The 26,387-nt window shown below is 48.1% G+C and carries 24 protein-coding genes and 1 pseudogene; 14 read left to right on the forward strand and 11 right to left on the reverse strand.

Annotated features, from left to right (window positions below; all coding sequences use genetic code 11):
• Positions 1 to 112 precede the first annotated feature (112 nt).
• The 3 genes from petF1 to ACZ45B_RS12765 all read left to right on the forward strand — a co-directional run bounded on the left by petF1 (position 113) and on the right by ACZ45B_RS12765 (position 2,116).
• The gene (petF1, locus tag ACZ45B_RS12755) at positions 113 to 406 is read left to right on the forward strand and encodes a ferredoxin PetF1 (RefSeq protein ID WP_024546797.1); all 294 of its coding nucleotides are present in this window, start codon (positions 113 to 115) and stop codon (positions 404 to 406) included.
• Positions 407 to 519: 113 nt separating this feature from the next.
• The gene (locus ACZ45B_RS12760) at positions 520 to 1,464 is read left to right on the forward strand and encodes a ribonuclease Z (RefSeq protein WP_024546798.1); all 945 of its coding nucleotides are present in this window, start codon (positions 520 to 522) and stop codon (positions 1,462 to 1,464) included.
• Positions 1,465 to 1,522: 58 nt separating this feature from the next.
• Positions 1,523 to 2,116 (forward strand): Uma2 family endonuclease, encoded by a 594-nt coding sequence (locus ACZ45B_RS12765; protein ID WP_024546799.1) that lies wholly within the window; start codon positions 1,523 to 1,525, stop codon positions 2,114 to 2,116.
• A 111-nt stretch (positions 2,117 to 2,227) separates the two neighbouring features.
• Here ACZ45B_RS12765 and ACZ45B_RS12770 read toward each other — a convergent pair whose 3' ends face one another.
• The 3 genes from ACZ45B_RS12770 to ACZ45B_RS12780 all read right to left on the reverse strand — a co-directional run bounded on the left by ACZ45B_RS12770 (position 2,228) and on the right by ACZ45B_RS12780 (position 4,534).
• Positions 2,228 to 2,563: a hypothetical protein gene (locus ACZ45B_RS12770; protein ID WP_081699682.1), complete on the reverse strand. Its 336-nt coding sequence runs from the start codon at positions 2,561 to 2,563 to the stop codon at positions 2,228 to 2,230.
• A gap of 167 nt (positions 2,564 to 2,730) precedes the next feature.
• Positions 2,731 to 3,447 carry a fatty acid desaturase gene (locus tag ACZ45B_RS12775; RefSeq protein WP_024546801.1) on the reverse strand — a complete coding sequence of 239 codons (717 nt, stop codon included), beginning with the start codon at positions 3,445 to 3,447 and terminating at the stop codon, positions 2,731 to 2,733.
• Between the two features lie 124 nt (positions 3,448 to 3,571).
• The gene (locus ACZ45B_RS12780; protein WP_024546802.1) at positions 3,572 to 4,534 is read right to left on the reverse strand and encodes an orange carotenoid protein N-terminal domain-containing protein; all 963 of its coding nucleotides are present in this window, start codon (positions 4,532 to 4,534) and stop codon (positions 3,572 to 3,574) included.
• A 195-nt stretch (positions 4,535 to 4,729) separates the two neighbouring features.
• On the opposite strand from ACZ45B_RS12780, the gene ACZ45B_RS12785 reads away from it, so the two are divergent.
• From ACZ45B_RS12785 to ACZ45B_RS12800, 4 genes are all read left to right on the forward strand, one after another.
• Positions 4,730 to 6,124 (forward strand): TldD/PmbA family protein, encoded by a 1,395-nt coding sequence (locus ACZ45B_RS12785; protein WP_024546803.1) that lies wholly within the window; start codon positions 4,730 to 4,732, stop codon positions 6,122 to 6,124.
• Between the two features lie 375 nt (positions 6,125 to 6,499).
• Complete coding sequence (locus tag ACZ45B_RS12790) at positions 6,500 to 6,778, forward strand: 4a-hydroxytetrahydrobiopterin dehydratase (RefSeq protein WP_024546804.1); 279 nt, start codon at positions 6,500 to 6,502, stop codon at positions 6,776 to 6,778.
• A gap of 205 nt (positions 6,779 to 6,983) precedes the next feature.
• Positions 6,984 to 8,588 (forward strand): iron uptake porin, encoded by a 1,605-nt coding sequence (locus tag ACZ45B_RS12795; protein WP_024546805.1) that lies wholly within the window; start codon positions 6,984 to 6,986, stop codon positions 8,586 to 8,588.
• Positions 8,589 to 8,814: 226 nt separating this feature from the next.
• Positions 8,815 to 9,684, forward strand: coding sequence for an NAD(P)-dependent oxidoreductase (locus ACZ45B_RS12800; RefSeq protein ID WP_024546806.1), 870 nt, complete (start codon positions 8,815 to 8,817; stop codon positions 9,682 to 9,684).
• Here the strand turns inward: ACZ45B_RS12800 and ACZ45B_RS12805 are convergent.
• Both ACZ45B_RS12805 and ACZ45B_RS12810 read right to left on the reverse strand, forming a co-directional pair.
• Positions 9,662 to 10,744, reverse strand: a complete 1,083-nt coding sequence (locus ACZ45B_RS12805) for a GGDEF domain-containing response regulator (RefSeq protein WP_024546807.1) — start codon at positions 10,742 to 10,744, stop codon at positions 9,662 to 9,664. The genes ACZ45B_RS12800 and ACZ45B_RS12805 overlap by 23 nt on opposite strands.
• 108 nt (positions 10,745 to 10,852) lie before the next feature.
• Positions 10,853 to 13,135 carry a RelA/SpoT family protein gene (locus ACZ45B_RS12810; RefSeq protein ID WP_024546808.1) on the reverse strand — a complete coding sequence of 761 codons (2,283 nt, stop codon included), beginning with the start codon at positions 13,133 to 13,135 and terminating at the stop codon, positions 10,853 to 10,855.
• A gap of 265 nt (positions 13,136 to 13,400) precedes the next feature.
• On the opposite strand from ACZ45B_RS12810, the gene patD reads away from it, so the two are divergent.
• On the forward strand, positions 13,401 to 13,757 hold the full coding sequence (patD, locus tag ACZ45B_RS12815) for a heterocyst frequency control protein PatD (RefSeq protein ID WP_024546809.1): 357 nt from the start codon (positions 13,401 to 13,403) through the stop codon (positions 13,755 to 13,757).
• On the opposite strand, the pseudogene ACZ45B_RS12820 reads toward patD, so the two are convergent.
• Positions 13,743 to 14,937: pseudogene (locus ACZ45B_RS12820) on the reverse strand (histidine kinase). The gene patD and the pseudogene ACZ45B_RS12820 overlap by 15 nt on opposite strands.
• 267 nt (positions 14,938 to 15,204) lie before the next feature.
• Between ACZ45B_RS12820 and ACZ45B_RS12825 the strand changes: the two are divergent.
• The 4 genes from ACZ45B_RS12825 (at position 15,205) to ACZ45B_RS12840 (ending at position 18,978) form a co-directional block, all read left to right on the forward strand.
• Positions 15,205 to 16,794 (forward strand): glycoside hydrolase family 57 protein, encoded by a 1,590-nt coding sequence (locus ACZ45B_RS12825; protein WP_024546810.1) that lies wholly within the window; start codon positions 15,205 to 15,207, stop codon positions 16,792 to 16,794.
• A gap of 177 nt (positions 16,795 to 16,971) precedes the next feature.
• Positions 16,972 to 17,730, forward strand: coding sequence for a hypothetical protein (locus ACZ45B_RS12830; RefSeq protein ID WP_024546811.1), 759 nt, complete (start codon positions 16,972 to 16,974; stop codon positions 17,728 to 17,730).
• Positions 17,731 to 17,799: 69 nt separating this feature from the next.
• A complete protein-coding gene (locus ACZ45B_RS12835) occupies positions 17,800 to 18,159 on the forward strand; it encodes a phage holin family protein (protein ID WP_024546812.1) in 360 nt (119 codons plus the stop codon).
• Positions 18,160 to 18,243: 84 nt separating this feature from the next.
• Positions 18,244 to 18,978, forward strand: coding sequence for an ABC transporter ATP-binding protein (locus tag ACZ45B_RS12840; RefSeq protein WP_024546813.1), 735 nt, complete (start codon positions 18,244 to 18,246; stop codon positions 18,976 to 18,978).
• A gap of 63 nt (positions 18,979 to 19,041) precedes the next feature.
• On the opposite strand, the gene ACZ45B_RS12845 is transcribed toward ACZ45B_RS12840, so the two are convergent.
• Both ACZ45B_RS12845 and purE read right to left on the reverse strand, forming a co-directional pair.
• Entirely contained in the window at positions 19,042 to 20,328 is a 1,287-nt protein-coding gene (locus ACZ45B_RS12845; RefSeq protein WP_024546814.1) for an NYN domain-containing protein, read from the reverse strand.
• Between the two features lie 25 nt (positions 20,329 to 20,353).
• Positions 20,354 to 20,878, reverse strand: a complete 525-nt coding sequence (gene purE / locus ACZ45B_RS12850) for a 5-(carboxyamino)imidazole ribonucleotide mutase (protein WP_024546815.1) — start codon at positions 20,876 to 20,878, stop codon at positions 20,354 to 20,356.
• A gap of 15 nt (positions 20,879 to 20,893) precedes the next feature.
• On the opposite strand from purE, the gene nagA reads away from it, so the two are divergent.
• The gene (gene nagA, locus ACZ45B_RS12855) at positions 20,894 to 22,066 is read left to right on the forward strand and encodes an N-acetylglucosamine-6-phosphate deacetylase (protein WP_029681974.1); all 1,173 of its coding nucleotides are present in this window, start codon (positions 20,894 to 20,896) and stop codon (positions 22,064 to 22,066) included.
• Positions 22,067 to 22,072: 6 nt separating this feature from the next.
• On the opposite strand, the gene ACZ45B_RS12860 is transcribed toward nagA, so the two are convergent.
• The 3 genes from ACZ45B_RS12860 to ACZ45B_RS12870 form a co-directional block, all read right to left on the reverse strand.
• A complete protein-coding gene (locus ACZ45B_RS12860; protein ID WP_024546817.1) occupies positions 22,073 to 23,032 on the reverse strand; it encodes a hypothetical protein in 960 nt (319 codons plus the stop codon).
• Positions 23,033 to 23,147: 115 nt separating this feature from the next.
• Positions 23,148 to 23,873 carry a DUF1176 domain-containing protein gene (locus tag ACZ45B_RS12865; protein WP_024546818.1) on the reverse strand — a complete coding sequence of 242 codons (726 nt, stop codon included), beginning with the start codon at positions 23,871 to 23,873 and terminating at the stop codon, positions 23,148 to 23,150.
• Positions 23,874 to 23,915: 42 nt separating this feature from the next.
• The gene (locus ACZ45B_RS12870) at positions 23,916 to 24,998 is read right to left on the reverse strand and encodes a PIN/TRAM domain-containing protein (protein ID WP_024546819.1); all 1,083 of its coding nucleotides are present in this window, start codon (positions 24,996 to 24,998) and stop codon (positions 23,916 to 23,918) included.
• Between the two features lie 177 nt (positions 24,999 to 25,175).
• Between ACZ45B_RS12870 and hemW the strand changes: the two genes are divergently transcribed.
• A complete protein-coding gene (gene hemW, locus ACZ45B_RS12875; RefSeq protein WP_024546820.1) occupies positions 25,176 to 26,366 on the forward strand; it encodes a radical SAM family heme chaperone HemW in 1,191 nt (396 codons plus the stop codon).
• The last annotated feature ends 21 nt before the right edge of the window (positions 26,367 to 26,387 follow it).

A 26,387-nucleotide genomic window follows, 5' to 3' on the forward strand; every position in this document is an offset into this window, starting at 1 on the left:
AAATGATCCTTTAATTTCACAAGGCATCGCCTGGGTGACTCAAGCGCAAGCACACCCCAGGATAGCTGAATGAAATCCTTGTAAACACCCTGTTACACCAGAGGAAACACTAATGGCTACATATAAGGTTACACTCATCACTCCCGACGGCGAAGTATCCTACGACGCTCCCGATGATGAATACATTCTAGACTCCGCCGGTGATGCTGGTTATGACCTTCCTGCATCCTGCCGTGCCGGTGCTTGCTCCACCTGTGCTGGTAAGATCGTTTCCGGTACTGTTGATCAGTCTGAGCAGTCTTTCCTTGATGATGATCAAATTGAAGCGGGTTATGTTCTGACCTGTATTGCTTATCCTCAATCTGATGTCACCATCGAAACTCACAAAGAGGAAGAACTCTACTAAAGATTTTTCTGCCCAGCTTGGGTAGCTAAAATAAATAGACCCCCTAGAAGTGTTTCCCCCGGGAGGCACTTCTATCTTTTTTGTACTAGGGCCAATCATTGGCGATCGCCTCCATGGAAATTACATTTTTAGGAACCAGTTCTGGGGTGCCGACCCGGGCGCGGAATGTGTCGAGCGTGGCGCTGCGACTGCCCCAACGGGCGGAGGCTTGGCTGTTTGACTGTGGGGAAGGAACGCAACATCAGCTCCTGCGCAGTGAGATCCGTTCGTCTCAGATTAGCCGCATTTTCATCACCCACATGCACGGCGATCATATTTTTGGGCTGATGGGGCTGATCGCGAGTATGGGCCTCGCGGGGACGGGTCACCCGTTAGAAATCTACGGGCCGCCCGGTTTAGAAGCATACCTGCGAGCCTGCGAAAAGTATTCCTATATGCGTATTGGCGATCGTCTGCGGGTGCATTTAGCCAAGCCCGGTTTGATTTTTGAAGACAAAGAATTTCAAGTGTATTGTCTGGCTCTGAAACATCGGGTACCGGCCTTTGGCTATCGTGTTGTCGAAAAAGATCGCCCCGGCCGATTTAACCTGGCAAAGGCGCAAAAGTTGGGCATTCCTCCTGGCCCTGTTTATGGAGAGCTGAAACAAGGGAAAGTCGTCACCCTCGACGATGGTCGCAAAATTAATGGTGCAGAACTGTGCGGCCAACCGGAAATCGGTCGTAAATTTGTCTACTGCACAGATACTGTTTTCTGTGATGCGGCGGTGGAACTGGCCCAGGACGCCGATGTGCTGATCCATGAAGCAACCTTCGCCCACCAAGATGCGGAAATGGCCTTTGATCGCCTCCATTCCACCTCGACGATGGCAGCCCAGGTTGCCCTTTTAGCCCAGGTAAAGCAGTTGATCATGACCCACTTTAGCCCCCGCTATATGCCGGGTAATGCTTTGACCTTGGACGATCTGCTCGCGGAGGCCCGGGCAATTTTTCCGAATACGATCATGGCGAAGGATTTTTTCAGCTACGAAATTCCCCGCCGCAGTGCAGTGTTAGTTTAGAAGGATAAATTTCGAGAAAAAGTCCTGATTGTTCCACCATCATTTTGGAGCTTTTCCCATGGCGATCGCCACTGACTCTCAGCCTACTGCTGTACTTTCCCTGGAGGATTTTCTGCAACAGCCAGAAACTAAACCAGCTCGGGAATTTAGCCACGGTGTCGTTACCCAAAAACCCATGCCCAAAGGAAAACATGGCACGCTGCAATTTGAACTCACCGCAGCGATTAACCAACGCACAAAGGTCCAAAAACTGGCCTATGCGATTCCAGAGCTGCGCTGCACTTTTGGGGGGCGATCGCTTGTGCCTGATATTGCAGTTACCCGTTGGGAACGGTTACCAAGGGACGACAACGGGGCGATCGCCGATGACTTTTGGCAGTATCCTGACTGGGTGATCGAAATTCTTTCCCCGGATCAGTCTTCAACTTTGGTCATGGAAAAAATTATTTTCTGCTTGGGTCAAGGCACGGAAATTGGTTGGCTGATCAACCCCAATGACCGGTCGGTAACTGTGTTATGCCAGGGGCAGTTACCTAGCATCCATTTTGCAGAGCCGATTTCCGAAGAAAAGAGCGTCCCCTTACCCATGATGACAGGCCTAGAAGACTGGCAGCTGTCCGCCTCAGAACTGTTTAGCTGGCTAGAGATTTAGGCTAGAAAATTTAGCCTCCATTATCTGCTTGGGCGATTTTCCTAAATTATGATCATGGCGAAGGATTTTTTCAGCTACGAAATTCCCCGTCGCAGTGCGCCAATCTAAACATTACATGAGGGTAAGAATGCGAATTTTCGAGAGTTTCTCGGCGCTAATACCGTCTAATTCTTGAAGTTCAAGCCAACCTTCTTTAATCAATTGGGCGAAGGTAAAGACAAGGCTCTCTGGACTGAAATCATATTTGCCATCTAGGTAATGACGGCGAGCACTCAAGAAATCATTGAGTTGCCAGAGATCCGCTGGTTCTTGGGCTTCGTCTGCCTGTCGTTTTGCCTCTGCCATCACCGCTGCAATCTCTCGACGATAAGACAAATCAAATGCTGTCTTGGCGATCGCTTCTTCTTGCAGTGACCATTGGGTATTGACAGTAGGCATCGTTAACATGGTTTTGTAAAGGGACAGGTTAAGCTAATGGGCTTGATTATAATAAGTTATGTGTCGAAAGACTTGGGCCAATTCTCATAATTTTATGATTTTGGGGCGATCGCCTACCCTTCTAAACCTTGCAAAATCAACAGTAATAGGGCTTTAAGCGTTTTATTACAGTTTTGTTAAGAGTTGCGGCACCTGGGTAATCGGAACCAGGGTTGCTGGGGCTGACGATGGTGCTCTGCATGGAAAACGCCAAAGTGATAGCAGCTAAAAAATGACCACATCTGCCGTAATATTGCGTTTTTTGGCCCTGGTTTTCTCGGCAAGGGGCGATCGCGGTGGGGGAGATAGGTGCCAAACACAAAAAGTTGTAGGGAGCTGAAAAAAATCGGCAGTAGATAAAAGAGAGAAAAATTTTCGTAGGATACCTGGCCTATCAGATGTAACGGGAAGGCGATCGCCCCAAAAATTCCCACGAACCCCCAAAGTTGACCCCAGGATAAATATTTCCCCATAAAATGCCAATACCACCGCAGGGGATCGGCGTGATGCCCATTATGGAAATCTGGATCCCCGGGTTGAGCTGGCTGGTGATGGTGCTTGACGTGATTGCGAATACAGTCTCGATAGGACAAACAAGCATATAGGCGGACGCTCCAACGGCCGAGGCGATGGTTCCAACGGGGCGAACTGGGCCATAAATTACCATGCATGGCATCGTGGGCCAAGATAAATAGACCCGTGTGGAAAAAAGTTCTGAGCCCAATGCCAGCTGCAATTCCGACCCAGGAAAGTGCCGTTAGTGGCTGACTTAAATAGTAAATGGCACTCCCCAGCCAAGCGGCAAAAATGGCGATCGCCCACAGTAACCCCAGCCTTTCATCGCGCCAACTCAATCTCAAAATTTTGCCTCCAACCCGTCTATCCTGACAAAAAAACGCCCCCTAGGGACGTTTAACTAGATGAATCGTAAATTACCGAGTAGAGTCTCTCCGATTCATACTATTTGTGGTTATCAAATTATTTGCGCACAAGGTTGAGGAGTTCCTTCGCAGAGGCCAGAAGATCCACGGCAACAAAGAAAATTTTGCCATCGGGATTAAGCAAGAAGCGCCAGGCAACATTCATGCCCACTTCCGCACCAAACCAAGGGGTTTGACAAGTCCCTGTCACCTTAATTTGGGTGTAACCATCATCGGTCGGTTCAACAATCCCTTTTTTGGGGTTCAACTTCAGGTTTTGGCATTCCTCTTGGAAGAAGCGCAAAACAGCTTCTTTCCCGACAATGGGCCGCTGGAAAGGCGGCTGGAGCGCACCATCTTCAGCAAACAGCGCAATCAGTGCTGAGAAGTCATTGGCATTGAGGTTGGTCATGTACTGGGTGATCGTCGGGTTATCAACGCCTTCAATCTCAACTTTTTCGCGCTGGGCGATTTCTGTGGGGACAACAACCGGCTCAGCGACCCGCTTGTAACCTTCCATCTTGCTGGAATCAAAACCCATGTCCACGACTGAGTTTCTCAGAACGGTGATCTGTTGGCCAGGCTCAAGGCTCCGGATGGTATCTAAAACTGCAGAAGCGTTGGCAGACAACTTATAGCCAGCAGGGATCGGGGCGACGGTACCTTCTTCCATCCATTGGCCGAGACGATACCAGAAGCCAAGCTTAATGTTGACAGACCAGGTGGCATAGGTGCGGTTGATCGGCGTGTCGATGCGGTTTGCTAGATCGCACATCACCTGAGCTTGGTCTTTGAACGAAAGCTGTTTGATTTGCGCGAGGGTAGACTCGGCAAACTGCATATTGGCGGCACCAGGAGCAGCAATGGTGATTGATTTGCCCATTTCGAGGTAAGCAAACCAGATCAGCGCGAGTTGATCTTCGGCACTCAGCTGACTAAAGCGCGCGCTGGTGGCGGGCACAACGTCGGCAGCGAGGGTGCTGGGAAAGATATTTCTTGCTGCGTCGAGGGTATAAGGCATACAGATTGCTCCGTGAGATATAAAATTCGTCCTTTAGTCAAGGTTAACACACATTTTCTTAACAATCGTTTACAGTTTGTATAAGAATATGTTGGCGATCGCCTAGGGTCTGATTACGGGCGATCGCCTAACGCTTGGAATTTCTGGGCCCAGACTGCCTACAATTAGGGTATTTCAAGCGGGAAAGAGAAGTCGATGGCAGAGCTTTTGGCGGCATACAAAAATCAATTAACGGATCTGATTCAACGCTACAAAAATCAGGTGGATTTTTTGGCAATCCGGCTAGAGCAGGCGGAAGGGAGCAGTATTCTGTTGCGGTCAAATAAAATTGAAACCCTCAGCGAAAGTACATCCCTGGGGGGGCAGGTGCGGGCTTGTCATAAAGGCGGTTGGGGCTTTGCGGCGTTCAATAATCTCGAACAGCTCAAGCTGCGGATCGAGGAGGCGATCGCCGCCGCAATTTTAATCGGCGATGATGAAACTCTATTAGCCCCCGTTGAGCCGATCCAAGCAGTGTGCAGTCTACCTTTTACAGGGACAGATCCCCGGCAGATTTCCCTGGAGCGCAAAAAGGAGTTATGCGATCGCTACAGCGAGGTACTCCTTAGCTATGACAACAAAATCACCAGTACCCGCGTCAGCTACGGGGACAGCACCCAACATATAATCCTCGCCACCTCCGAGGGAACCTTGATCGAACAGTCCTGGACAGACATGGAAATGCGCTTTTCCGCCACTGCCCGGGACGGTGACACGGTACAAACGGGGCGGGAAACAACGGGTTCTCGCAAAGCCTATGAAGATTTAGAAAATCTCGATGCCCAAGTACAAGGTGCTGCCCAGCGCGCCACAGATTCTCTCACTTTACCCACCGTTAAGGGGGGAACCTATACCGTTGTCATCGACCCGATTTTGACTGGGCTATTTGTCCATGAAGCCTTCGGCCACCTCTCCGAAGCAGACATGGCCTACGAAAACCCTGATCTGCTCGAAACCATGAGCATGGGCCGACAATTCGGCGGCGAAGATCTCCAGATTTTTGATGGGGCCGCCCCAGAGGGTCATCGGGGTAGTTATCTATACGACGATGAAGGGGTTCCCGCCACCACAACGCAGTTGATCAAGGATGGTCGCCTGGTGGGCCGCCTTCATTCCCGGGAGACAGCGGGCAAACTGGACGAAAAACCCACCGGCAATGCTCGCTGTCTGAACTATCACTATTCGCCAATCGTCCGCATGACCAACACCTGGATCGAGCGAGGCACAACTCCCGTGGCTGATTTACCCACTGATATCAAAGAAGGGGTCTATGCAAAAAATTGGCTCGGCGGCATGACCAACGGCGAAATGTTTACCTTTAGCGCCGGGGAAGCCTGGATGATCCGAAATGGCAAAATCGCTGAACCCGTCAAGGATGTGACCCTCTCCGGCAACGTATTCAAAACCCTAAAAAATATTGAGGCGATCGCAGACGATTTTTATTGGGACGAATCTGGTGGCTGCGGTAAAGGCGGCCAAAGCGGTCTACCAGTGGGCTGCGGTGGCCCCTCTCTGCGTATCCGCGACGTTGTCGTCGGCGGCGATACCTAAATATTCTCTCCCAAGGGGGAACAAGAGAAAGACTAAACCTATTTAGGAAGTGACAATAGGGAGTTAGCCTTGAATTTTCAAAATGCTTATGCCAGCATAAAGGAGTTCTACCGGATAAAACCTGCCGGAGAATAGGAGGTGATGCCCATGAATGACAGTAGTAACAACATGGGTCTCACAGTTAAAGTGAATCGGCTGTGTGCCGGGGCTGTTCTCTAAAATTTTGCTTACTCTTGTGAGTAAGTTAAGAGAGTCGGAGTTCCTTCCGGCAGTCAGATTTTAACTAAAGAGACCCGACTAGACCGCCCTAGCTCCGTTATCTTGTTAGGTAACCCACGCAAGGGCGGATAGTTTTTTTAAGGAGTATTTCAGTCCATGGCCCATCTACTCAACGATCACGAAATTCAAGCCCGACTCAAGCAACTCCCCGACTGGTCAAAAGTTGACAACAAAATTCAGCGAATCTTTAAGTTCAAAAATTTTGTGGAAGCTGTTGCCTTCGTCAACCAACTGGTTGTCCCTGCCGAAACCGCTGACCATCACCCTGACCTTGAAATTTCCTATGGCAAGGTCATTGTTAATCTCACTAGCCACGATGCTGGCGGCTTGACAGAAAAAGATTTTGACCTCGCGGAAACTTTCAACCAGATATAAGCGTCCTAGACTGACATACCTCAAGCTTGGCTGGCTTCATTGGTGTACGTTACCTAGTGGTCTCTCACCTAATGATTTGGTAAAGAAATCATCAAAAATTCCTTATGCCCATCACCACCCAATTCAAAAATCTTGCGGTAATATTAATGGCATAGAGCATGATCTTAACTTTCGATGATCTGCTCATATGTGTGAGGAAAAACAAATGAAAGCATCTCTCTGGAAATCTTTATCCATTGCATCTGCTGCTGTTGGCGTCTCTGTTGCCGCTGCTGGCACCGCCCAAGCGCAAAGCAATTCTGAAATTCTTAATCAAATCAACACCTACAGCCAAAGCGACATCGCTCAGGTTAACAGTGTTTTCCAACTCAGCGACGTTTCCCCTTCTGACTGGGCTTTCGACGCACTCCGTAATCTTGTTGAGAACTACAACTGTATCGTTGGTTATCCCGACGGTACCTTCCGTGGTACTCGTCCCCTCAGCCGTTATGAATTCGCTGCTGGTCTGAATGCTTGTTTGCAACAGATTGAGCGGATGATTGGCGATGGTGGTGGTGTTACTCAAGAAGATCTCGCTGCTCTTCGTCGTTTGCTCAACGAATTCGAGGCTGAGCTAGCTACTCTTGGTGCTCGTGTTGATGATCTTGATGGTCGTGTTGAGTTCCTCGAAGATAACCAGTTTTCCACCACCACTAAGCTAAATGGTGAAGTTGTTTTTGCAATCACTGACAGCTTTGGTGATACAAGTGCCCTTGATGGTGTGGATGACGACAGAACGCAGACCACTTTCTCAGATCGTGTGCGTCTAACCCTAGAAACTAGCTTCACCGGTCGTGACACCTTAATCACCCGCCTGACTGCTGGTAACTCTTCTTCCTTTTCTCCCACTACTGGTGCGATTCCTCCTGGTAGTGAGAGTGATTTTGGCAGTGGTGTTGGCTTCCAAACCTTCAACCTCGATAACGGTAACGATGTTGTTGTCGATTGGTTGGCTTACTACTTCCCTGTTGGCAGAATCAACGCCTATGCCGCTGCTTTCGGTGGTCTCCACAGTGACTACACCAGCACAACTTTCGGTGCTACTGGCCTCGAAGACTTCACCGGCGGCAGCGGTTCTTTAACTCAACTTGCTGCTTCTAGCCCCATCTACACTATTGGTGGTGGCTCTGGTCTTGGTATTAATGCACCTTTGGGACCCGTTGACATTTCTTTGGGCTATTTGGCAGAGGATGCTTCTAATCCCGCTTCCAAAGCAGGTCTGTTTAATGGTGAATATAGCGCTCTTGCCCAGCTCGCCTTCAACATTGGCGAACGTGCTGAGTTAGGCTTCACCTACGTCAACGCTTACCACAACAACACCCCTATCTTTGACTTTGGTGGTGGTAGTGCTGTAAATGGCACAGTTTTTGCTAACGCGCCTGTTGGTCTCGACGCTACCGAAAGCAATAGCTTTGGTCTCCAAGGAAAGCTCGACCTCTCCGATACAATCTCCTTAGCTGCCTATGGGATGTATACAGATGCTAAGTCTGCTGTTGGCCCAGAAGAAGCGGAAATCTGGAGCTATGGTCTTGGGGTTGCCTTTAATGACTTTGGTAAAGAGGGTAACGTTCTTGGTCTCTTTGCCGGTGCTCCTCCCTATGTTGGTGAAATTGGTAACACTCCCGTTCAAGTTGAAGGGTTCTACAAGTATCAGCTAACTGATGGTATCTCTATCACTCCCGGTGTAATCTGGTTGAAAGACTCTGCCCAGGGTGTATTGGGTGAAGAAAGTGCAGTTATCGGTACTCTCCGCACAACTTTCACTTTCTAAGATTCAGTTAATCTGAATTTAACTGATTAGCTTCTACACTTTAAAAAAAGAAAGCTCCACCCAAAGGCGGAGCTTTCTTTTTTTACACTTCCCTAGCTATTTCTCTCAAGATTAATTCTCCTCTAAACTTTTCAAGGAGGGACACTCTCCGTCTGGTCCATGGCCACCTCCCTTAAGGGAGGTTTTTTTGTGGTTTATTGGGAAAAGTAAACAACAGGATAATTGGATGAAAATTAGTGTATTTGGAATGGGTTTAATGGGAAGACCGATCGCCCAAAAGTTAGCCCAAGAAAATTATTGGTCTATAGTTGCCTATAACAGGACACCAGAGAAGCTAGAGGGCTTAGCAGATAAAGGATTAACGGTGACAAGCAGCCCCCAAGAAGCGATTCTAAATAATGACTATCTAATTCTGAGCCTCAGTGATGGGAAAGCAATTCGGGAGGTGCTTTTGTCTGATGCAGGCATTAGCTTCGCTGACAAAATTGTGATTCAGATGGGTACGATCGCCCCGGAAGAGAGTAAGGCGATCGCCGCGGAAATTCAACGACGTCGGGGTCAATACCTAGAAGCCCCCGTGCTTGGGAGTATCCCTGAGGCAAAACAAGGCACATTATTGGTAATGGTCGGCGGTGAAGAAAAACTATTTCAAGCTTGTTTACCGATTTTTCAAATTCTGGGAAAAGATCCGCAATACATCGGCCCAGTGGGGAGTGCAGCAGCTCTCAAACTAGCGCTAAATCAACTGATTGCCAGTTTAACTGCAGCATTTTCTTTAAGTCTAGGCTTGATTCAGCGAGAAGGGGTTGAGCTCGAGAAATTTATGAATATTTTGCGCGCCAGTGCCCTCTATGCCCCCACTTTCGATAAAAAGTTGTCACGGATGAGCGATCGCCACTTTGCCAACCCCAACTTTCCGACCAAACATCTGCTCAAAGATACCCATCTTTTCTTACAAGCTGCCGCAACGGCTGGCCTCAATACCGCAGGGCTCAATGGTGTCCAAAAAATTATCGAGCAGGCGATCGCCCAGAATTTAGCCGATACGGATTATTCTGCCATTTATCAGGTGGTCAACCCGCCCCCAACACCTTAGCAACCATTTGATTGCGCCCCTGGGCTTTGGCTTCGTACAGGGCTTGGTCGGCGATCTCCACAAACTTTTCGGGGGTCGAGGCGAAGCCCGGCTCCGCCGAGGCAACCCCTAAGCTCACCGTCACCACAGGGGATGCCAAAGAAGTACGATGGGGAATCCCTAGGCTCCGTACCTGCTCAATAATCCGCTCCCCTAAACACTGGGCACCTTCACTGGCAGTATCCGGTAAAATCACGATCATTTCTTCGCCGCCGTAGCGGGCCACCAGATCTGTCGGCCGTTGCACCTGGGAGGCGATCGCCTGGGCTACTTCAAACAAACAATGGTCTCCCGCCTGGTGACCATAGGTGTCATTATAGTTTTTAAAAAAGTCCACATCGATAAAAATAATCGAGAGGGGAATTTGCTTGCGGAGCATCAAGCGCCATTGCCGCTCTAGTACCAAATCAAAAACCCGCCGATTCGCCAGTTGCGTCAGAGGATCAAGGGCCGCTAAGCGTTGTAACTGGACATTAGTTGCCTCAAGACGTTGGTACAATTTTGCCTGATAAATGAGATGGCGCACCCGTTGTCGCAAAATTGCCCAGTGGATTGGCTTCGTAATAAAGTCTGTCGCCCCGGCCTCAAATGCTTGGGTTACTGATTCATCATCTTCCCGGGCTGTGATCATCAAAATAGGGGTGCGGGCAATTTTGCCCAACAGATCTTCTGCCTGTTGATAAGCGACCAATTCTTGTTGGTAAGAAAGTCTACTCTGGGGAGCTTCTGTCGACTCTAGGTTCTCATTTTCAAGAGAAGTTTGTTTGGGAACTGTCTCTAAATGCCGAAAAGCTTCACAAAACTCCAAACCATCCATTACTGGCATCATAAAATCCAGCAAAATAATATCGGGCATGGTTTTTTGAAAAACAGCTAATCCTTCTTGACCGTTAACCGCTTCGGCCACCGCATAACCTTCTTTTTCCATCCAAAATCGAATGAGACGACGGGAGATCGGATCATCATCGATGATTAGAATGAGTGGTTGATCGAGCTGCTTTGAGCTGGACTCAGCAGTCATAAAGTTTGCGGAAAACAAGGGGCCATATTGTTATTTTAATCGTTCCCAGGCTTCCCTCAGATTTTTCATAGAATGTGGATGACTTTTGTCTACATCTTTTGAGATTTATTATCCGCTGATAGATTCTTGTTCAATTTGGGTAACTCGACGCACGTTAATCGTATCGCTCATATTTTTAATCTGATTAATGCTGTGGGCCAACTGTTGGGCATTGCGAATTTCGATCCGCAGAGAGATAACTGCTGGTTGGCCGTGGCCTGTTTTTACATGGGTACTACGGACGTTGATCTGTTGGTCACTGAGGCGCGAGAGGATATCTCGTAGGACACCTACGCGATCAATCACTTCGATGCGCAAATCGACAGGGTAAACGGGGGCATGTTTCTGGTCAAGGCTGGGGTTCCAACTGACGGGTAACAGACGATCGCCATCAAAGTTTTGCACATTGGCGCAACTACGGTGGTGAATCGAAATTCCCTTGTGGCTACGGGTGACGATGCCGATAATCGGCTCTCCCGGCAGGGGAGCGCAACAGTTGGCGATCGTATAAACTAATCCTTCGATCCCGGCGATCGGATATTTGTGGCTATCTTTATTGCTAGTGGTTTTGCTGGGTTTTGTTGCTGTATTCAGGGACGCTTCGGTTTCTAGCTGGGGGAGATGACCTTCTTCCTGGACCCGCACTTGATCTCGCCAGCGGTTGACCACATGGTTGAGGGTCATTTCTCCATAACCAAGGGCAGCCAGGAGATCTTCAGTATTTTGGTAATTGCATTTTTGGGCCACCTGCTGCATCGCTTCGGACTTGAGGATTGAATCGAGACCGGTTTTTCCTAGTTCTTTTTCCAGGAGGCTACGACCCCGAGCCAGATTTTCGTCCCGGTGCGATCGCTTATACCATTGACGGATACGATTTTTAGCACTGGGAGTAACCACATAGTTCAGCCAGTCTAGACTTGGGTGGGCGTTCTTCTGGGTGATGATTTCAACGATGTCACCATTTTTTAGTTTTGTTTCTAGCACTGACCAGCGGCCATTGATCCGTGCTCCCTTCATGTGATTTCCCACCTCAGTGTGGATGCGGTAGGCAAAATCAATGGACGTCGCTCCCTTGGCCAGGGCGACGACATCTCCGTTGGGCGTAAAAACATAGACATCATCCTCAAAGAGATTGTCCTTGAGGTTATCGATATATTCTTCGGCGTCCTTCAGGTCACTCTGCCACTCGATCAGCTGCCGGAGCCAAGTAAATTTTTCGTCATCGGAGGTAAAGCTCGCGGCAGAATGGCCCGTTTCTTTGTATTTCCAGTGGGCCGCGATCCCATATTCAGCGATGTGGTGCATCTCCATGGTGCGGATTTGCACTTCGAGGGGGCGTCCGTTGAGGCCAACAACGGTGGTATGGAGAGATTGATAGCGGTTCGGTTTTGGGAGGCCAATGTAGTCTTTAAAACGGCCAGGGATTGGCTTAAAGGCGTCGTGAATGACGGCTAGGGCGCGGTAACATTCATCATTGGTTTCAACGATGATGCGGATTCCAGCGATGTCAAAAATTTCGTCAAATTCTTTGTTTTGGCGCTGCATCTTGCCATAGATGCTGTAAAGATGTTTGGGGCGGCCTTTGATTTCCCACACATGGAGCCCTAGATTACGCAGTCGTTCCCGCACGAGGGCGATCGCCTCTTCCACCCGGGCCTCCCGTTCGGTACGTTTTTCTGAGATGTGACTCTGCATGTCGCGGTAGGCGTCGCGCTCTAAGTACTTGAAACAGAGATCTTCAAGTTCCCATTTAAAACGCCAAATCCCCAGACGATTGGCGAGGGGAGCAAAAATTTCGCGGGTTTCTAAGGCAATACGCTCTTGTTTGTCGAGGCGTAGGTGTTCGAGGGTGCGCATGTTGTGGAGGCGATCGGCCAGTTTCACCACGATGACGCGGATATCTTCGGCCATGGACAAAAACATCCGCCGGAAGTTCTCGGCCTGGTGTTCTGTCTTGCTAGAAAAGGTGAATTTGGTAAGTTTTGTAACCCCCTCAACCAACTTGCGGGTTTCGTCGCCAAAGCGTTCTTCAATCTCCTCAGGGGTAACCTCAGTATCTTCCACCACATCATGTAAAAAACCAGCCGCAATCATGGCGCTATTGCCGCCTAAATCTCGTAACAATCCGGCCACAGCAACTGGGTGGGCAATGTAGGGCTCTCCTGATTTGCGGGTTTGGCCTTCGTGGAGGGCATGGGCAAAACGAAAGGCATCACAAATTAACTGGCGATCGCCCTCGGTGACGCCCACCAACTTTTCTGGCTCGTATAAGTACTCTTTTAACCAAGCAGGTAAGGGCACATCGAACTTTTCGGAGGTAGCGATCGTCAGAGATAGGGGAGAAGCAGTCATAGGAACGCGGGGGAGAAACAGGGTTACGTCAGAAAAGATCAAAGAAGGACGGAAAACTCTGCCAAGGCCGCACTGTTTGGGAGGGGGCGACCCAGGCTGGCAGCGGGAATAATCTGCCACCATAGGAGAGGAAGTCTTAAGATTAAGTCTTTTTTAAGTACTTTAATTCTTACTTAAAACTCTAGCTTTGCACAAAGTATTTTCAGAAAGTTCACTTTGATACATTTTTAGTGCTCCACTTGCGCGTCAACCTGGGTTCCTACCGATGAATATTGCCCCCTATCAACAATTTCAAAACCAACTTAAAGATTTGGGAATCGCTCTGCCAAATCACCAACGGCAACCCGGCGCCTTGATTCGTCAGGGACAGCAGTTCATGATTTTTTGGCAAACCCACCTAGCCCCCATGACCGGAGATAACTTATCGCCAGAAGTTTATGGTCAGTGGCGATCGCTCCACACTGAATTGTATCGAGGGCTGCGTTTGCTGAATGCAGATTTAATCTTTCTCCAGGGGAGTCGCTGCCCTGATGCCCAAGCAGATAAACAACTGCACATTCAAACCCGCCTTGAGCAATTGAGCCAATATTGCCAAAGGATTATTGATTTAGCTGGCATTTAGGCGATCGCCTGACACCGGCAAAGTGAAGTGAAACTCACTACCCTGACCGGGGGTACTATCGACCCAAATTCGACCATGGTGAGCCTGGATAATTTGGCGACAAACGGCCAACCCCAAGCCATACCCTTCTTGGGTTGCGTCACGTTTTAGCCGGAAATGGCCCTCAAAAATTTTTTCTCGTTCTGCTTCTGGAATACCGTGACCTGTATCAATCACACTAATCTGCACCTGCTGTAAAGTCCGGTGGAGCCCGACTAGGCGCACCGATTCTCCGGCGGGACTATATTTCATTGCATTATCTAAAAGATTGACAATCACCTGGCGCACTAATTCGCGATCGCCATAGACATCTGGTAAATCGCGGGGCAGATCTAAAAATTAGCCGAATCGATTTGCGCTGAAATCGCTCTTGGATTTGTTCGGCAATTTGCTGACATAGGGGCGCGAGGGCAAGGGGCTGAGGTTTGACATCAAGCTTGGTGAGAAGTTGCCGGGACTCTTGAAGCAGTTCAGTGATCATTCGTCCCATGATCTGTAACTGATTTTTCGCTTGGCGGTGGAGCTGTTCCCGCAGGCTAGCCGTTTTTTCGGTTGGTAGGCGGCGGTCAAGAATTTCTAAGGTTTCTAGAGCGAGGGATGTCCCCGTGAGGGGGCTGCGTAGGTCATGGGCTAACATCGCCAAAATTTGATCCTTAAACTGGATTTGTTTCAGCAAATCGTCCTTTTCTCGCTGTAATTGAAAAATTTCATCGGCCAGCCGCATGACTTCCTTGGAATGTTCTGTCTGGGAAGCCGCTAACAGGCGATCGCAATTTGTCTCTTCAGTTTTTTGGCGATCACTGGCCTGCTGTCTAAGTTCGGCGATCGTCTCTAGCCATTGCCCCCACCACCGTTCCAGGTCTGGCAAAATATTACTGCCCGCAAACACCTGTAACGGTTCCGGAAAAACCTTCACCAGCGAAGGAGTGGCCACCAGACGGTAGAGTTCCACTAACTGCGGCTGATCCTTGATATTGATAATTTCGAGGGAAAAATCAATCTTCTCGTGCAAACAGTCGAGGTAATCCTGAACCCGTTTAATCTCATGGCGGTGAGCCAAGCGCGCATCCGTAAACAACAACAACCGCAATTGTATATCTGTCGTCTCAGATGGAAATTGAAAAGAATCTTCAGCAGACACAGGCAGCTCAAACAAGACAAGTTAACCCCCAATTAGTCAAGACTTCATAATCTGTCTACCATGCACAATCTAGGGCAAAAGAACAGTTTATGGTGACCTTAACTGCCGTCTATTGTAATGCGTTGAGGAACGATTCCCCATGATCCCAAAGCTCTACACTAGAGTTAGATGCGGTGCACTGGCCAAATCGTTTTAGAATCTAAGGGGAATGGAAACCGACTCCCAAAATCATTTAGCAAGCGACTCTTTTAAGGAAGGAATACTACTATGGCTTTAGGCTACGTTGCCCTCGTTCTCCATGCCCACCTCCCCTTTGTCCGTCACCCAGAAAGTGATTTTGTCCTTGAAGAAGAGTGGTTATTTGAAGCAATTACAGAAACATACATTCCCTTGCTCCATGTCTTTGAAGGGCTAAAACGAGACGGGATCGACTTTAAAATCACCATGAGCATGACACCGCCCTTGGTGGCGATGCTCAAAGATCCCCTCCTCCAAGACCGCTACGATGCCCACATGAAGCTTTTGATGGAGCTCGTCGAAAAAGAAATCGTCCACAACAAATTCAACGGTCACATTAAGTACCTCGCTGAGTACTACCACAAAGAATTCAGTGCCATTATTAATACTTGGGAGCGTTACGACCGAGACCTAGTCACTGCCTTCAAACAATTCCAAGACAGCAATAACTTGGAGATCATCACCTGCGGTGCCACCCATGGTTACTTGCCTTTGATGAAAATGTATCCCCAGGCAGTATGGGCTCAGCTCCAGGTGGCCTGTGAGAGCTATGAAGAGAACTTTGGGCGTGCTCCCAAGGGGATTTGGCTGCCGGAATGTGCCTACTACGAAGGTCTTGAACGCATGCTTGCCGATGCTGGTCTGCGTTACTTTCTCACCGATGGCCATGGGATCTTATACGCGCGGCCCCGGCCCCGTTATGGCAACTATGCCCCCATTTTCACAGAAACAGGGGTGGCAGCCTTTGGCCGAGACCATGAATCCTCCCAGCAGGTGTGGTCTTCAAAGGTGGGTTATCCAGGCGATGTCTGCTACCGCGAATTTTATAAAGACCTCGGCTGGGAAGCGGACTATGACTATATCAAGCCCTACATCATGCCCAATGGTCAGCGGAAAAATACAGGGATCAAATACCATAAGATCACCAGCCGCGACGGGGGGCTTTCGGAAAAAGGTTTGTATGATCCCTACTGGGCCCGGGAAAAAGCGGCAGAACATGCGGGTAACTTCATGTATAACCGGGAACAGCAAATTGGCCGCCTCAACAAAATGATGGGCCGCCACCCCCTGGTGGTTTCTCCTTATGATGCGGAGTTGTTTGGTCACTGGTGGTATGAAGGTCCTTGGTTTATTGACTATTTCTTCCGTAAGTCTTGGTATGACCAGGATACTTACCAGATGACTCACCTGGCGGATTATCTACGGATGGAGCCGACGCAGCAGGTGGCTGTACCATCTCAATCTAGTTGGGGTTATAAGGGCTTCCATGAATATTGGCTCAACCAAACTAATGCTTGGATTTATCCCTATTTGCATAAAGCCGCGGAGCGGATGATTGAGCTTTCGACCCGGGAAGCGGCGGACGAGCTGGAGGAACGGGCTTTAAATCAGGCGGCGCGGGAACTGCTCTTGGCGCAATCGTCGGATTGGGCGTTTATTATGCGGACAGGAACGATGGTCCCCTATGCGGAACGGCGTACTAAGAGCCATGTGTTACGTCTGGAGAAGATCTATAAGGATGTGAAAGCTGGCGAGGTTGATGCAGGGTGGCTTGAAAAGATTGAGAAGATGGACAATATTTTCCCGAATATTGATTATCGGGTTTATCGACCTTTGTGAAAGAGCCCTTTAAGTTCTTCTCTGTAAAAGATCCCTTAAGACATTTCTCGCTGACTCCCCTCAAGGGGAGATTTTTTTTGGACAGTTGGGAAAGTGGCACAGGAAAGCCATATTTGCTCTGGATGATGCAGACAATGGAGGTGTCAATGGCGATCGCCTGAGGAGGAGATTTAGGTCATGGTGAGCTATAGTTTTATCGGTTTTGGGTTTAGCTCTGGATTTCTGGCCCTGCTGGTCTTTTTTGTGTTGCAATGGCTGCAAATCCCAACGGGAAATTTAGTGGACTGGCTTGTGGGGATTGGCAGTTTTTGGTGGCTGTTGGCGGTGGTTACGATCCCTTGGAATGTGTATTTTGAAGCGGAGGAAACCAAGGCGGAGGCGACAATTTCGAAGCAGAAGAATATTTCCCTTGATCCGAAGCAACTGGCCTATGTGCGTAGGGTGGCCCGATTTGCCCTGATTGTGGCGATCGCCCTTCATCTCGTTTCTGCCCTGGGGCTCTATGGTCTTGCGGCCTGGGGCATCAGTCCTGTGGGCTATGTCAGTGGTTTGGCGATCCTGCTATTTACAGTGCTGCGGCCTGGGGTGCGGGCCTACCAATACCTTGCTATGCGCCTGATGGCGATTCGCCAACAGATTAAATATCCCCGGGAAGATATGGTTGAACTGCGGCAACGGGTGGCGGCTTTGGAACAAGATCTCCATGGCTTGCAGCAAACCAGCGACCAAACTTTAACGATGCACCAAGAAGAATGGCAGCATCTCCGGCAAGATCTGGCCCATCTACGTGCGGCCCTCGAACAGTTACAGGCCAGTAATGAGGCGGCTCACCGACAGCTCGCCCGGGAAGCGGAAGGGGCGATCGCCCAACTCGGCGAAGATAGTCAGGTGCTTAACCATGCGCGAGAACTGATTCGGTTTTGGAAAGAGGCTTAGGGATATCCCCACTGTAATCCTGAGGAGGCTAGGTAAAATGGGGTTGCAAACGAACACCGATGAATGACAATGCCTCAGTTTCTTTTAACTTGGCTGGCAACGGCTGGCGCTCTGTTCCTGACTGCAATCCTAGTACCAGGCCTTGAAATCAGCGGCTTTAGCTCGGCGCTGATCGGGGCGATCGCCCTTGGGTTTGTCAATGCGATTGTCAAGCCGATCTTAATCCTCTTTACCCTGCCCCTGACAATTTTGACCCTCGGCCTTTTTCTCTTAGTGGTCAATGCGATCGCCTTGGGTTTGGTCGGTTATCTGACCCCTGGCTTAGAGGTGAACGGCTTTTTTCCGGCGGTGATTGGTTCCTTAGTTCTGACCTTTATCTCTAGCCTGATCAACCAGCTTCTCGGCCAGGATGAAAACCTCGTCGAATAAAAAAAGTCAGGCGATCGCCATAGGAGGGACACCCATTTACCTTTATGCTGAGGAGAGAAAATTGGCAACTCTGACCGAAAATCTATGGCAACTGCGGAAAATCTTTTAGTCGTTGAAGACGTTTATGCCGGGTATATCAAAGACCTGAATATTCTCCAGGGCGTGAACTTTCGCATTGCCCCTGGGGAGTTGGTGGTGGTGATTGGCCCTAATGGCGCTGGTAAATCGACCCTCGCAAAAACAATTTTTGGCCTCCTGACCCCCAACAAAGGCAACATTACTTTTAAAGGCGAGGCGATCGCAGGTCTCAAACCCAATCAGATCGTCCAGCGGGGTATGTGCTACGTCCCCCAGATTCAAAACGTCTTTACCAATCTGAGTATCGAAGAAAATTTAGAGATGGGTGCTTTTGTGCGGACTGGCTCCCTGGAGCAGATCAAAGAACAAATTTATACCATGTTCCCAATCCTCAAACAACGGCGCAAACAGCGGGCTGGAACCCTTTCTGGAGGGGAGCGACAGATGTTAGCCATGGGACGAGCTTTGATGTTAGACCCAGATTTATTGGTTCTCGATGAACCCTCCGCGGCCCTTTCACCGATTCTAGTCAGTAGCGTTTTTGAGCAGATTAAGGCAGTCAATCAGTTGGGCAAGGCGATCATGCTCGTGGAACAAAACGCCAAAAAAGCCCTCGCTTATGCTGACCGGGGTTACGTCCTAGAAAGTGGTTGCGATCGCTTTGAAGGTACAGGGGAAGATCTACTTACCAATCCTAAAGTCGGTGAGCTTTATCTAGGGGTAGCCGGCCCTGAAACCTAGGCGCAAATCTTTTCAAAATTGATTTGTCTTGACTGAATTTATGGATAATTAATTTCTCGAAAATTACCATGTCTTAAAACTAATTAAATCATTAAAAATATTTTCATTAATATTATTTCCAAGCAAAGAAGTAAGCTTCAAATACATGGCGGACTCTAGAGCATTTAATGCCTTATTATCATCATCATACTTAAAGCTCATGTATTGCTCTGAAAGTTTATGATTTTGGGGTCTACGTTCAAAGCAACCAGCAGAAATCAATGATAAAACTGCATTTTTTACTTCATTTGGTTCAGGATCTAATATTTTTTCAAGATTTTCAATAATTTCGTTGAGCATAACATTTTTGTAATTCAATTTATCTTTAGACAGTTCTTTGATAACACCATAAATCACTCTAGTTCTAGGCAGACGAAACAAAGGGATGCCTTTTGCAAGCAAAAAAAGATAATTCTCCATAGTATGAAGATCCGGAATTTTTTGAATAAAATCGACATCATGAAAACCAGCTAAAGAGACTTTTTTAAATGCCAATCGGTATTCGCTTGGAGGACAATGTATAAGCTTGCATTGAGTTTCACTAGCAATATATTGAAGAAATCCTACAAATGTCAAAAAGCCTAATGGCAAGAAATTAAAGTTTTTAATTCTATAATCCAGTATCTGGCTCACAATAGAAATGTTTAAACCTTTATTTTTTAATATAGGTATTGTTTTTCTATCTTGTGATAGAAAGTTTATGATTTTTCGAGATTCATCAAAAATATCTTCAGAGCTTAATTCAGTCAGAGGCTCAAAAGAGTCCATATAATTTGCTATGATAGGATCTTGATTTTGATTTTGTTTGATTTGATTATTTTTATTATTTGGAGTGTCAATCCAAATAAAATCATCACAAACCGACTTAAAAACTGAATTTGTTGATTTTTGGTAAGCACATCCTATGACGGTTCGAGAATACTCATGTAACTTTTTAGCTAGAATTGAAAATCCACCATCTCCAGAAACAATCACAAAAATCTCGATATCTTTCCTATGAAAAGCAATATCAATAGCATCTATGGCTAAATGAATATCTGATGCATTTTTTTGTGTACCTTTACCAAAATCAGTCATTTGAACTGGCTGAATACCAATCGTATTAACTTCACTTCGAATTTTTTTTAATCGAGGATCACTCCAATTAGCATAAGCTCTCTGGATAGCCACTCGACCTATGTTCTTTTTTTGTATTTCTTCATGGATGTACTGAAGAGACAAATTAAGTGTTATTTTTTCTTGCTTATAGCCATTGATTAGGTTTTCTACATCATACAGAATGGCTGTATTAAATTGAGTAAAAAGTGACATTTTATACCTAAATAAAAATCATTAATTACATTTGTTGAAGGTAAGCCTGGGAGCCGATCACCTCAAGTTTTTCCTGTTTTCCCAGCACCATGTCTTTCAAGCTTTGGCGATAGGCTTGCACCTGTTTAAGGAGTTCCGAATCAAAAGCCCCCAACATTTGTACTGCCAGCAAACCCGCATTGGTCGCATTCCCGATTGCCACCGTGGCCACCGGAATTCCACTGGGCATTTGCACAATCGAATAGAGAGAATCCACACCACTAAGAGTGCTGGTTTTAACCGGGACACCGATCACAGGCAGGGGCGTTAGGGCTGCCACCATCCCTGGTAAATGGGCCGCGCCCCCTGCCCCAGCAATAATCACTTTCAGACCACGTTCATAGGCAGTTTGGGCATACTCGACCATCCGCTCTGGAGTACGATGGGCAGACACAATCCCCACCTCATGGGGAATATTAAATTGCTCACAGATGGCGATCGCCGCTTGCATCGTGGGAAGATCAGAATCACTCCCCATAATGATGCCGACAAGGGGATTGGTTGCACTCATAGGTTTTAAAAGTTTATGTACGTTACGCCGACTACCCATCATAAACAACGGGAGAATTCTGCACAAACCCTAGTTAATGCGCGATTAGTGGGGCTCCCGAATCGTTATTGGCTGCGATTGAATGCAAATCATTGCTTAACGCATCTTGAACCAGCAAATCAACCTATTCCCTCGGAATTTCAAGACAATCTTCAAGATATGGCTGGAGATTTGCTTTCTTTAGGCGGTTTAGATTTGCAGATTAATGGCGGTTTGGGGCTGGCATTTCCTGAAGTAACCAGGGAGGATCTACCGAAATTAAAAGAAATTTGCACTTACCTCTGGGAACAGGGGGTAGATGGTTTTTGTCCGACCATTGTCACCACGTCACTAGAGAATATCTGGCGATCGCTCTCGGTTTTTGCAGAACTATGGGGGAACCCAGAGCCAGACAGAGCTCAAATTTTAGGCGTACATTTGGAAGGGCCATTTTTAAATTACGAAAAGCGGGGGGCACACCCAGCCCAATATTTACAACCCTTGACCTTAAAAAATTTGAAACAGGTCATTGGTGAATTTGCCCCCCTGATTAAAATTGTCACCCTCGCCCCTGAACTTGACCCTAGTAATAAATGTGTAGAATATCTCAACTCTTTGGGGATTGTCGTCAGTTTAGGCCACTCCCTCGCCACAGAAATGCAGGCAAACCAAGCTTTTGCCAGTGGTGCAACAATGGTCACCCACGCCTTTAACGCGATGCCCAGTTTGCATCACCGGGAAGCAGGTTTGCTAGGGGCAGCGATGGTCTATCCGGATGTGTACTGTGGTTTGATTGCCGATGGTCAGCATGTGAACCGAACGATGTTAACAGTTTTTTTACGGGCGGCAGCGGCACCTTTTTTGGTCAGTGATGCCCTTGCCCCCATGGGCTTACCGGATGGTGTCTACCCTTGGGACGATCGCCAAATTACTGTTACAAAGGGGACCGCTCGCCTAGAAGATGGCACACTTTCTGGTACAACCTCACCCCTATTTGAGGGGGCAAAAAATCTAGTGCGCTGGGGAATCTGTGACCCAGAGGAGGCGATCGCCCTAGGAACCATTGCCCCGCGCAAAGCCTTAGGACTACCGACCTGGACAACGGGGAGGCCAATTTCTCTTTTACGTTGGCAACAGACCAATAACAACCTTAAATTCAGTCGAATTTAAGGGTGCTTAATGGATTTTTTCCACATGCCAACCTGTTTGGGCGCCGATTTTTCCGGCCTTTAGAAAACGCCAATTTCCCCGCTCAAAGATATCTTGCCCTCTTGCTGTTACAGGTTTGACACCGATTAGCTGCTCCACTTCCTCTGAAGTAATCATCCAACCTGCCGCCGCTGCTTTTTCTAAAATTTCTAAATAGGCTAAAGGATTATTGGGTTTGAGGGAGGCGGTAACCGCCGTTTCTAAGCGGGCTAAACTCTGGGCGATCGCCTGCACCTGAACACTGAGATCTTGCACTGCCTGCCCTAGGGAAAAAATCGAGTCCTCTGGGGTTTCAGCTTGGGGGGCTGATGCCACCTCAGGTAAAGGTTCTGGTGCAGGTCCCTCTGGGGACTCGACGGACTGGGATACCTCAGAATCCACCTGAGCTTCAGATGCATCTTCCCAAGGATCTGGGGCTAACTGATTGGCCTTTTGGAGGTTGGGTTGAAAATCATGGGTCTGGATCCAAGTGCGGTTAACAGCGGTTGCAAGATCCCCCAGGTAAGTGGCCGTTTGGCGATCGCCTTGTCTCTCAAATTGATGAGCCACCTCTCCCATAAATTTCACCAAGTCAGGGGTCACCAAGCTTTGATTTGCTTCAAGAAGTCGCTGTTCTTCCCCCTGGGGACATTTTAATAAAGCTTCAATCAGTTGAGCATAGGCTTGGGTTGTGGCGTCTGGCTTAGCTTGAACCTCAGGCTGTTGAGTCAAAATATGGTGCAATTTCCCGGCCCAATTATGGAGGTAGCGAGCGCCGTTTAACTCCCCTTCTGTTGCCAGGTAGTTGGCCACCTGTTCCATCACTTCAATAAATTTGGCATCAACCAATTGCTCATTGTGGCGTAGGACGATCCATTCTTCCCCACGGCGGCAGTTGAGGAGTTTTTGTACGAGGTCAAGGTAAGCTTTGAGATTTTTCTGTTCCATGGACGATGGACTCACAACGGGAACCAAGAATACTTTTCCATTGTGTCTTATTTTGGGGCTATTTTGGCTAATCGTGCAGTCCCTTATACAAGGTTTAAAATAAGCCAATTACGACCTAGGGATAGACCTGGGGGTAATCGATTGGTTCAATATAATTTCCATCACATTCGTTTTTCATTAAGAAGCGTTCTAGGCGCAATTCTGTCCCTGTAAATTTGTAAAATCCCAAACTGCCACAGTCTCCCAATCCCCTTGCTTTAGTGAAAATACTGATTGTTTTTGTGGCTGGGTCATACTCGGAATAACCGGCCATGATTGTATCAGTTTCTTGGGTTAATTCCCCATTTGCATTTTGATAAAAATAAGTAACCGGGAGTGGTGTTAAATCGGGTTGCGCTGTTGTTTTCTGGTAAAGAAAATAATCTTGTAGAAGCTGATAGGCGCTCGAGCCGCATACAAGATGAACAAGATAGTCATTTTCTCCAACGCGATAGACATTGGAGGCGGCTTCTGTGAGCTCGGCATCAAAGCGAAATTCTGGGCAAAGACCCAGAGATGTCTGATTCTCAATCAGCTCTGGGATGATCTCTGTGCTGAGGTCGGGGGATGTATAGGCGGCGATCGCCTCTTGGGTCGAGAGGGCTGTCTGAGAATTGACCAAAGGCGGCGGGGCAGCGGGGACTGGAATCGGCTGCTCAATCTTTCCAGGGTCAGCTTCCTCCGCTACGGGGGGCATTGACAGCTCCGTTTCTGGGGGGCGATCGCCACAACTAACAACACCCAAGCCTAAGAAAAAACTGAGACAAAAGTATCGAAATTTCAAGAAATATTGGCTTGGCATTTATTTGTCGATTTGCCCCTAAAAAAAGACGAAAAAGGATGTTTATTCCACTGCAAGGGAAGCACTAAGCTTGGCAAAAATCATTCGTCCTGCCGAAGTTTGTAAAGAAGAAGTCACCGTCACCGCAGCATCTGTACCCATGAATTTATCCCCTTCCTCAACGACAACCATGGTACCGTCTTCAAGGTAACCAACCCCTTGATGCTCTTCCTTACCCTGCTTCAGAATTTTGACATCTAGATTGTCCCCAGGAAGATAAATAGGGCGGATGGCCTGGGCAAGATCATTAATATTTAAAATTTCAACATTTTGTAGATTAGCAACCTTTTGGAGATTGTAATCATTGGTAAAAAGAATGCCATTAATTTCCTGGGCAAGGTGCACTAGTTTTGCATCAACGGTGGCAATATCTTCATAATCAGCTGGATTGACTGAAACTCGCTTTGGAAAACGACTTTGCATACTCTGGAGAATATCTAAGCCCCGACGACCCTTCGCGCGCTTTTGGTCGTTGCTAGCATCGGCCAGCTGCTGTAATTCATTGAGTACAAAAATTGGAATTAAAATTTGTCCTTCAATAAATCCTGTTTTTAAAAGTTCTTCGAGACGACCATCAATAATGCAACTGGTATCGATAATTTTTGTAGGAGAAGGGCGGAGTGTCCCCTCGGCGACGAGGAGAGTGTCAAGACTATTGGGATTAATCAAGCGCAGAAAACTGCGACCATGGACATCGGCAAGGCTCACGCCCAGGTAGGCAAAACTAATGCTACCGAGAATTGCAAAGGTGGGTTTGAGGAACCCAAATTCTAGGGGGATCGGCAGCAAAAAGATCGGTGCGAGCATCAGGTTGGCCACCAGGAGGCCGATCACTAAACCCACAGCCCGGGTCACAATGATTTCGATGGGGGTTTGACGAAACTGTTGTTCTAAACGACGGTAGGTGCTCTGGGCCAATAAACCCAAGGAAAGACCTAGTAGGGAGGCAAAGCCAGCCCCTACCCAACGGAGCGCTTCGATATTGGAGGCTTGGTCGCGCACGGAGGCAGGCAGGAGGTCGATGACATCAAATCCCACAAGGGCGATCGCCACAACAAAGATTAAGACAAGAAAAATATCGAACATAGGTCTGACCCGACTAACAATCCCAGCTTTGGGAGGGATGGGGGGTTTAGGATAATTGCAGGAATAATGTCCTCATTATATCGGTGGGGTTTGTTTTCCTTTCGCTCTTGTTGAATTCTCGACATATCTCTATTTTGCTGCTGCCGTTCCGGCCCTATTTTTGAGGCTTTTTTGACTGTGGTTACCAGTGCTTATCTCCATTTACCTTTCTGCCTACGCCGCTGCTTTTATTGTGATTTTCCGATTACGGTGACCGGGGAAAAGCAGACCCCAGGGATTCGCGCCCAAATGGAGACCTATGGGGCTTGGCTCTGCCGGGAGATTCAGACAACCCCTGTTCTCGGGGGGCCGTTAGAAACCGTATTTTTTGGGGGGGGGACTCCTTCGCTGTTTCCGGTGGATCTGCTGGAGGAAGTATTAAAGCTCCTTGAGCGGCAATTTGGCATTGCTCCAGGGGCGGAAATTTCCCTCGAAATTGATCCTGGTACTTTTTCTTTAGAACAGTTGATTCAGTACAAAAATATTGGTGTTTCCCGCTTAAGTCTTGGGGTACAAAGTTTTCAGGACCATTTACTCGAAAAATGTGGGCGATCGCACAGGGTAATAAATATATTTACTGCGTGTGATCACCTGAGGCGATCGCACATCCCCTGGAGTTTGGATCTGATTTCGGGGTTGCCCGATCAGACCCTGGCCGATTGGCAAGCTTCCCTCGATCAGGCGATCGCCCTAGAGCCCAATCACATTTCTTGCTATGACCTGGTGATCGAACCCCAAACTCCCTTTGGTAAGCAGTATGAACCCGGCGAGCGCCCCCTCCCCTCCGACCAAAATGCAGCGGCCATGTATCGCCTCGCCAGCAAAACCCTCCGCCAAGCAGGTTATGGGCATTATGAAATCTCAAACTACGCCAAACCGGGTCACCAGTGCCGTCACAACCGGATCTACTGGGAAAATCGCCCTTACTATGGTTTTGGAATGGGAGCTGCCAGTTTCACACAAAATCAACGCTTTTCCCGGCCTCGTACCCGCGCAGAATATTACACCTGGGTCGAGCAATATGAACAAAACCAGGGCAGGCTCGATGTAGAACCGTTGACGACAAGCGATCGCCTCCTAGAGACCTTGATGTTGGGCCTCCGCCTAACCGAAGGTTTAGAACTCTCCCAGCTGATCACAGCGTTTGGCCAAGACATCGGCGATCGCCTCCTAGAAATCCTTCAACCCGCTTTTCAAAAAAAATGGGCCACCCTGTCCCCTGGTGATTCCGGCCGTCTTGCCCTCACTGATCCAGAGGGACTGTTGTTTTCTAACACGATTCTTGCCGATTTATTTCGGCACCTGGAGACAATAGATCTCGTAGAATAATCACGATGCCCTTTCCTCCCC

The sequence above is a fragment of the Picosynechococcus sp. NKBG15041c genome (assembly GCF_055380235.1).

What these genes read in the sequence shown, in the direction of transcription:
- petF1 (WP_024546797.1), top strand. Translation starts at nt 113, where the DNA reads ATGGCTACATATAAGGTTACACTCATCACTCCCGACGGCGAAGTATCC.
- ACZ45B_RS12760 (WP_024546798.1), top strand. Translation starts at nt 520, where the DNA reads ATGGAAATTACATTTTTAGGAACCAGTTCTGGGGTGCCGACCCGGGCG.
- ACZ45B_RS12765 (WP_024546799.1), top strand. Translation starts at nt 1,523, where the DNA reads ATGGCGATCGCCACTGACTCTCAGCCTACTGCTGTACTTTCCCTGGAG.
- ACZ45B_RS12770 (WP_081699682.1), bottom strand. Translation starts at nt 2,563, where the DNA reads ATGTTAACGATGCCTACTGTCAATACCCAATGGTCACTGCAAGAAGAA.
- ACZ45B_RS12780 (WP_024546802.1), bottom strand. Translation starts at nt 4,534, where the DNA reads ATGCCTTATACCCTCGACGCAGCAAGAAATATCTTTCCCAGCACCCTC.
- ACZ45B_RS12785 (WP_024546803.1), top strand. Translation starts at nt 4,730, where the DNA reads ATGGCAGAGCTTTTGGCGGCATACAAAAATCAATTAACGGATCTGATT.
- ACZ45B_RS12790 (WP_024546804.1), top strand. Translation starts at nt 6,500, where the DNA reads ATGGCCCATCTACTCAACGATCACGAAATTCAAGCCCGACTCAAGCAA.
- ACZ45B_RS12795 (WP_024546805.1), top strand. Translation starts at nt 6,984, where the DNA reads ATGAAAGCATCTCTCTGGAAATCTTTATCCATTGCATCTGCTGCTGTT.
- ACZ45B_RS12800 (WP_024546806.1), top strand. Translation starts at nt 8,815, where the DNA reads ATGAAAATTAGTGTATTTGGAATGGGTTTAATGGGAAGACCGATCGCC.
- ACZ45B_RS12805 (WP_024546807.1), bottom strand. Translation starts at nt 10,744, where the DNA reads ATGACTGCTGAGTCCAGCTCAAAGCAGCTCGATCAACCACTCATTCTA.
- ACZ45B_RS12810 (WP_024546808.1), bottom strand. Translation starts at nt 13,135, where the DNA reads ATGACTGCTTCTCCCCTATCTCTGACGATCGCTACCTCCGAAAAGTTC.
- patD (WP_024546809.1), top strand. Translation starts at nt 13,401, where the DNA reads ATGAATATTGCCCCCTATCAACAATTTCAAAACCAACTTAAAGATTTG.
- ACZ45B_RS12825 (WP_024546810.1), top strand. Translation starts at nt 15,205, where the DNA reads ATGGCTTTAGGCTACGTTGCCCTCGTTCTCCATGCCCACCTCCCCTTT.
- ACZ45B_RS12830 (WP_024546811.1), top strand. Translation starts at nt 16,972, where the DNA reads ATGGTGAGCTATAGTTTTATCGGTTTTGGGTTTAGCTCTGGATTTCTG.
- ACZ45B_RS12835 (WP_024546812.1), top strand. Translation starts at nt 17,800, where the DNA reads ATGCCTCAGTTTCTTTTAACTTGGCTGGCAACGGCTGGCGCTCTGTTC.
- ACZ45B_RS12840 (WP_024546813.1), top strand. Translation starts at nt 18,244, where the DNA reads ATGGCAACTGCGGAAAATCTTTTAGTCGTTGAAGACGTTTATGCCGGG.
- ACZ45B_RS12845 (WP_024546814.1), bottom strand. Translation starts at nt 20,328, where the DNA reads ATGTCACTTTTTACTCAATTTAATACAGCCATTCTGTATGATGTAGAA.
- purE (WP_024546815.1), bottom strand. Translation starts at nt 20,878, where the DNA reads ATGAGTGCAACCAATCCCCTTGTCGGCATCATTATGGGGAGTGATTCT.
- nagA (WP_029681974.1), top strand. Translation starts at nt 20,894, where the DNA reads ATGTACGTTACGCCGACTACCCATCATAAACAACGGGAGAATTCTGCA.
- ACZ45B_RS12860 (WP_024546817.1), bottom strand. Translation starts at nt 23,032, where the DNA reads ATGGAACAGAAAAATCTCAAAGCTTACCTTGACCTCGTACAAAAACTC.
- ACZ45B_RS12865 (WP_024546818.1), bottom strand. Translation starts at nt 23,873, where the DNA reads ATGCCAAGCCAATATTTCTTGAAATTTCGATACTTTTGTCTCAGTTTT.
- ACZ45B_RS12870 (WP_024546819.1), bottom strand. Translation starts at nt 24,998, where the DNA reads ATGTTCGATATTTTTCTTGTCTTAATCTTTGTTGTGGCGATCGCCCTT.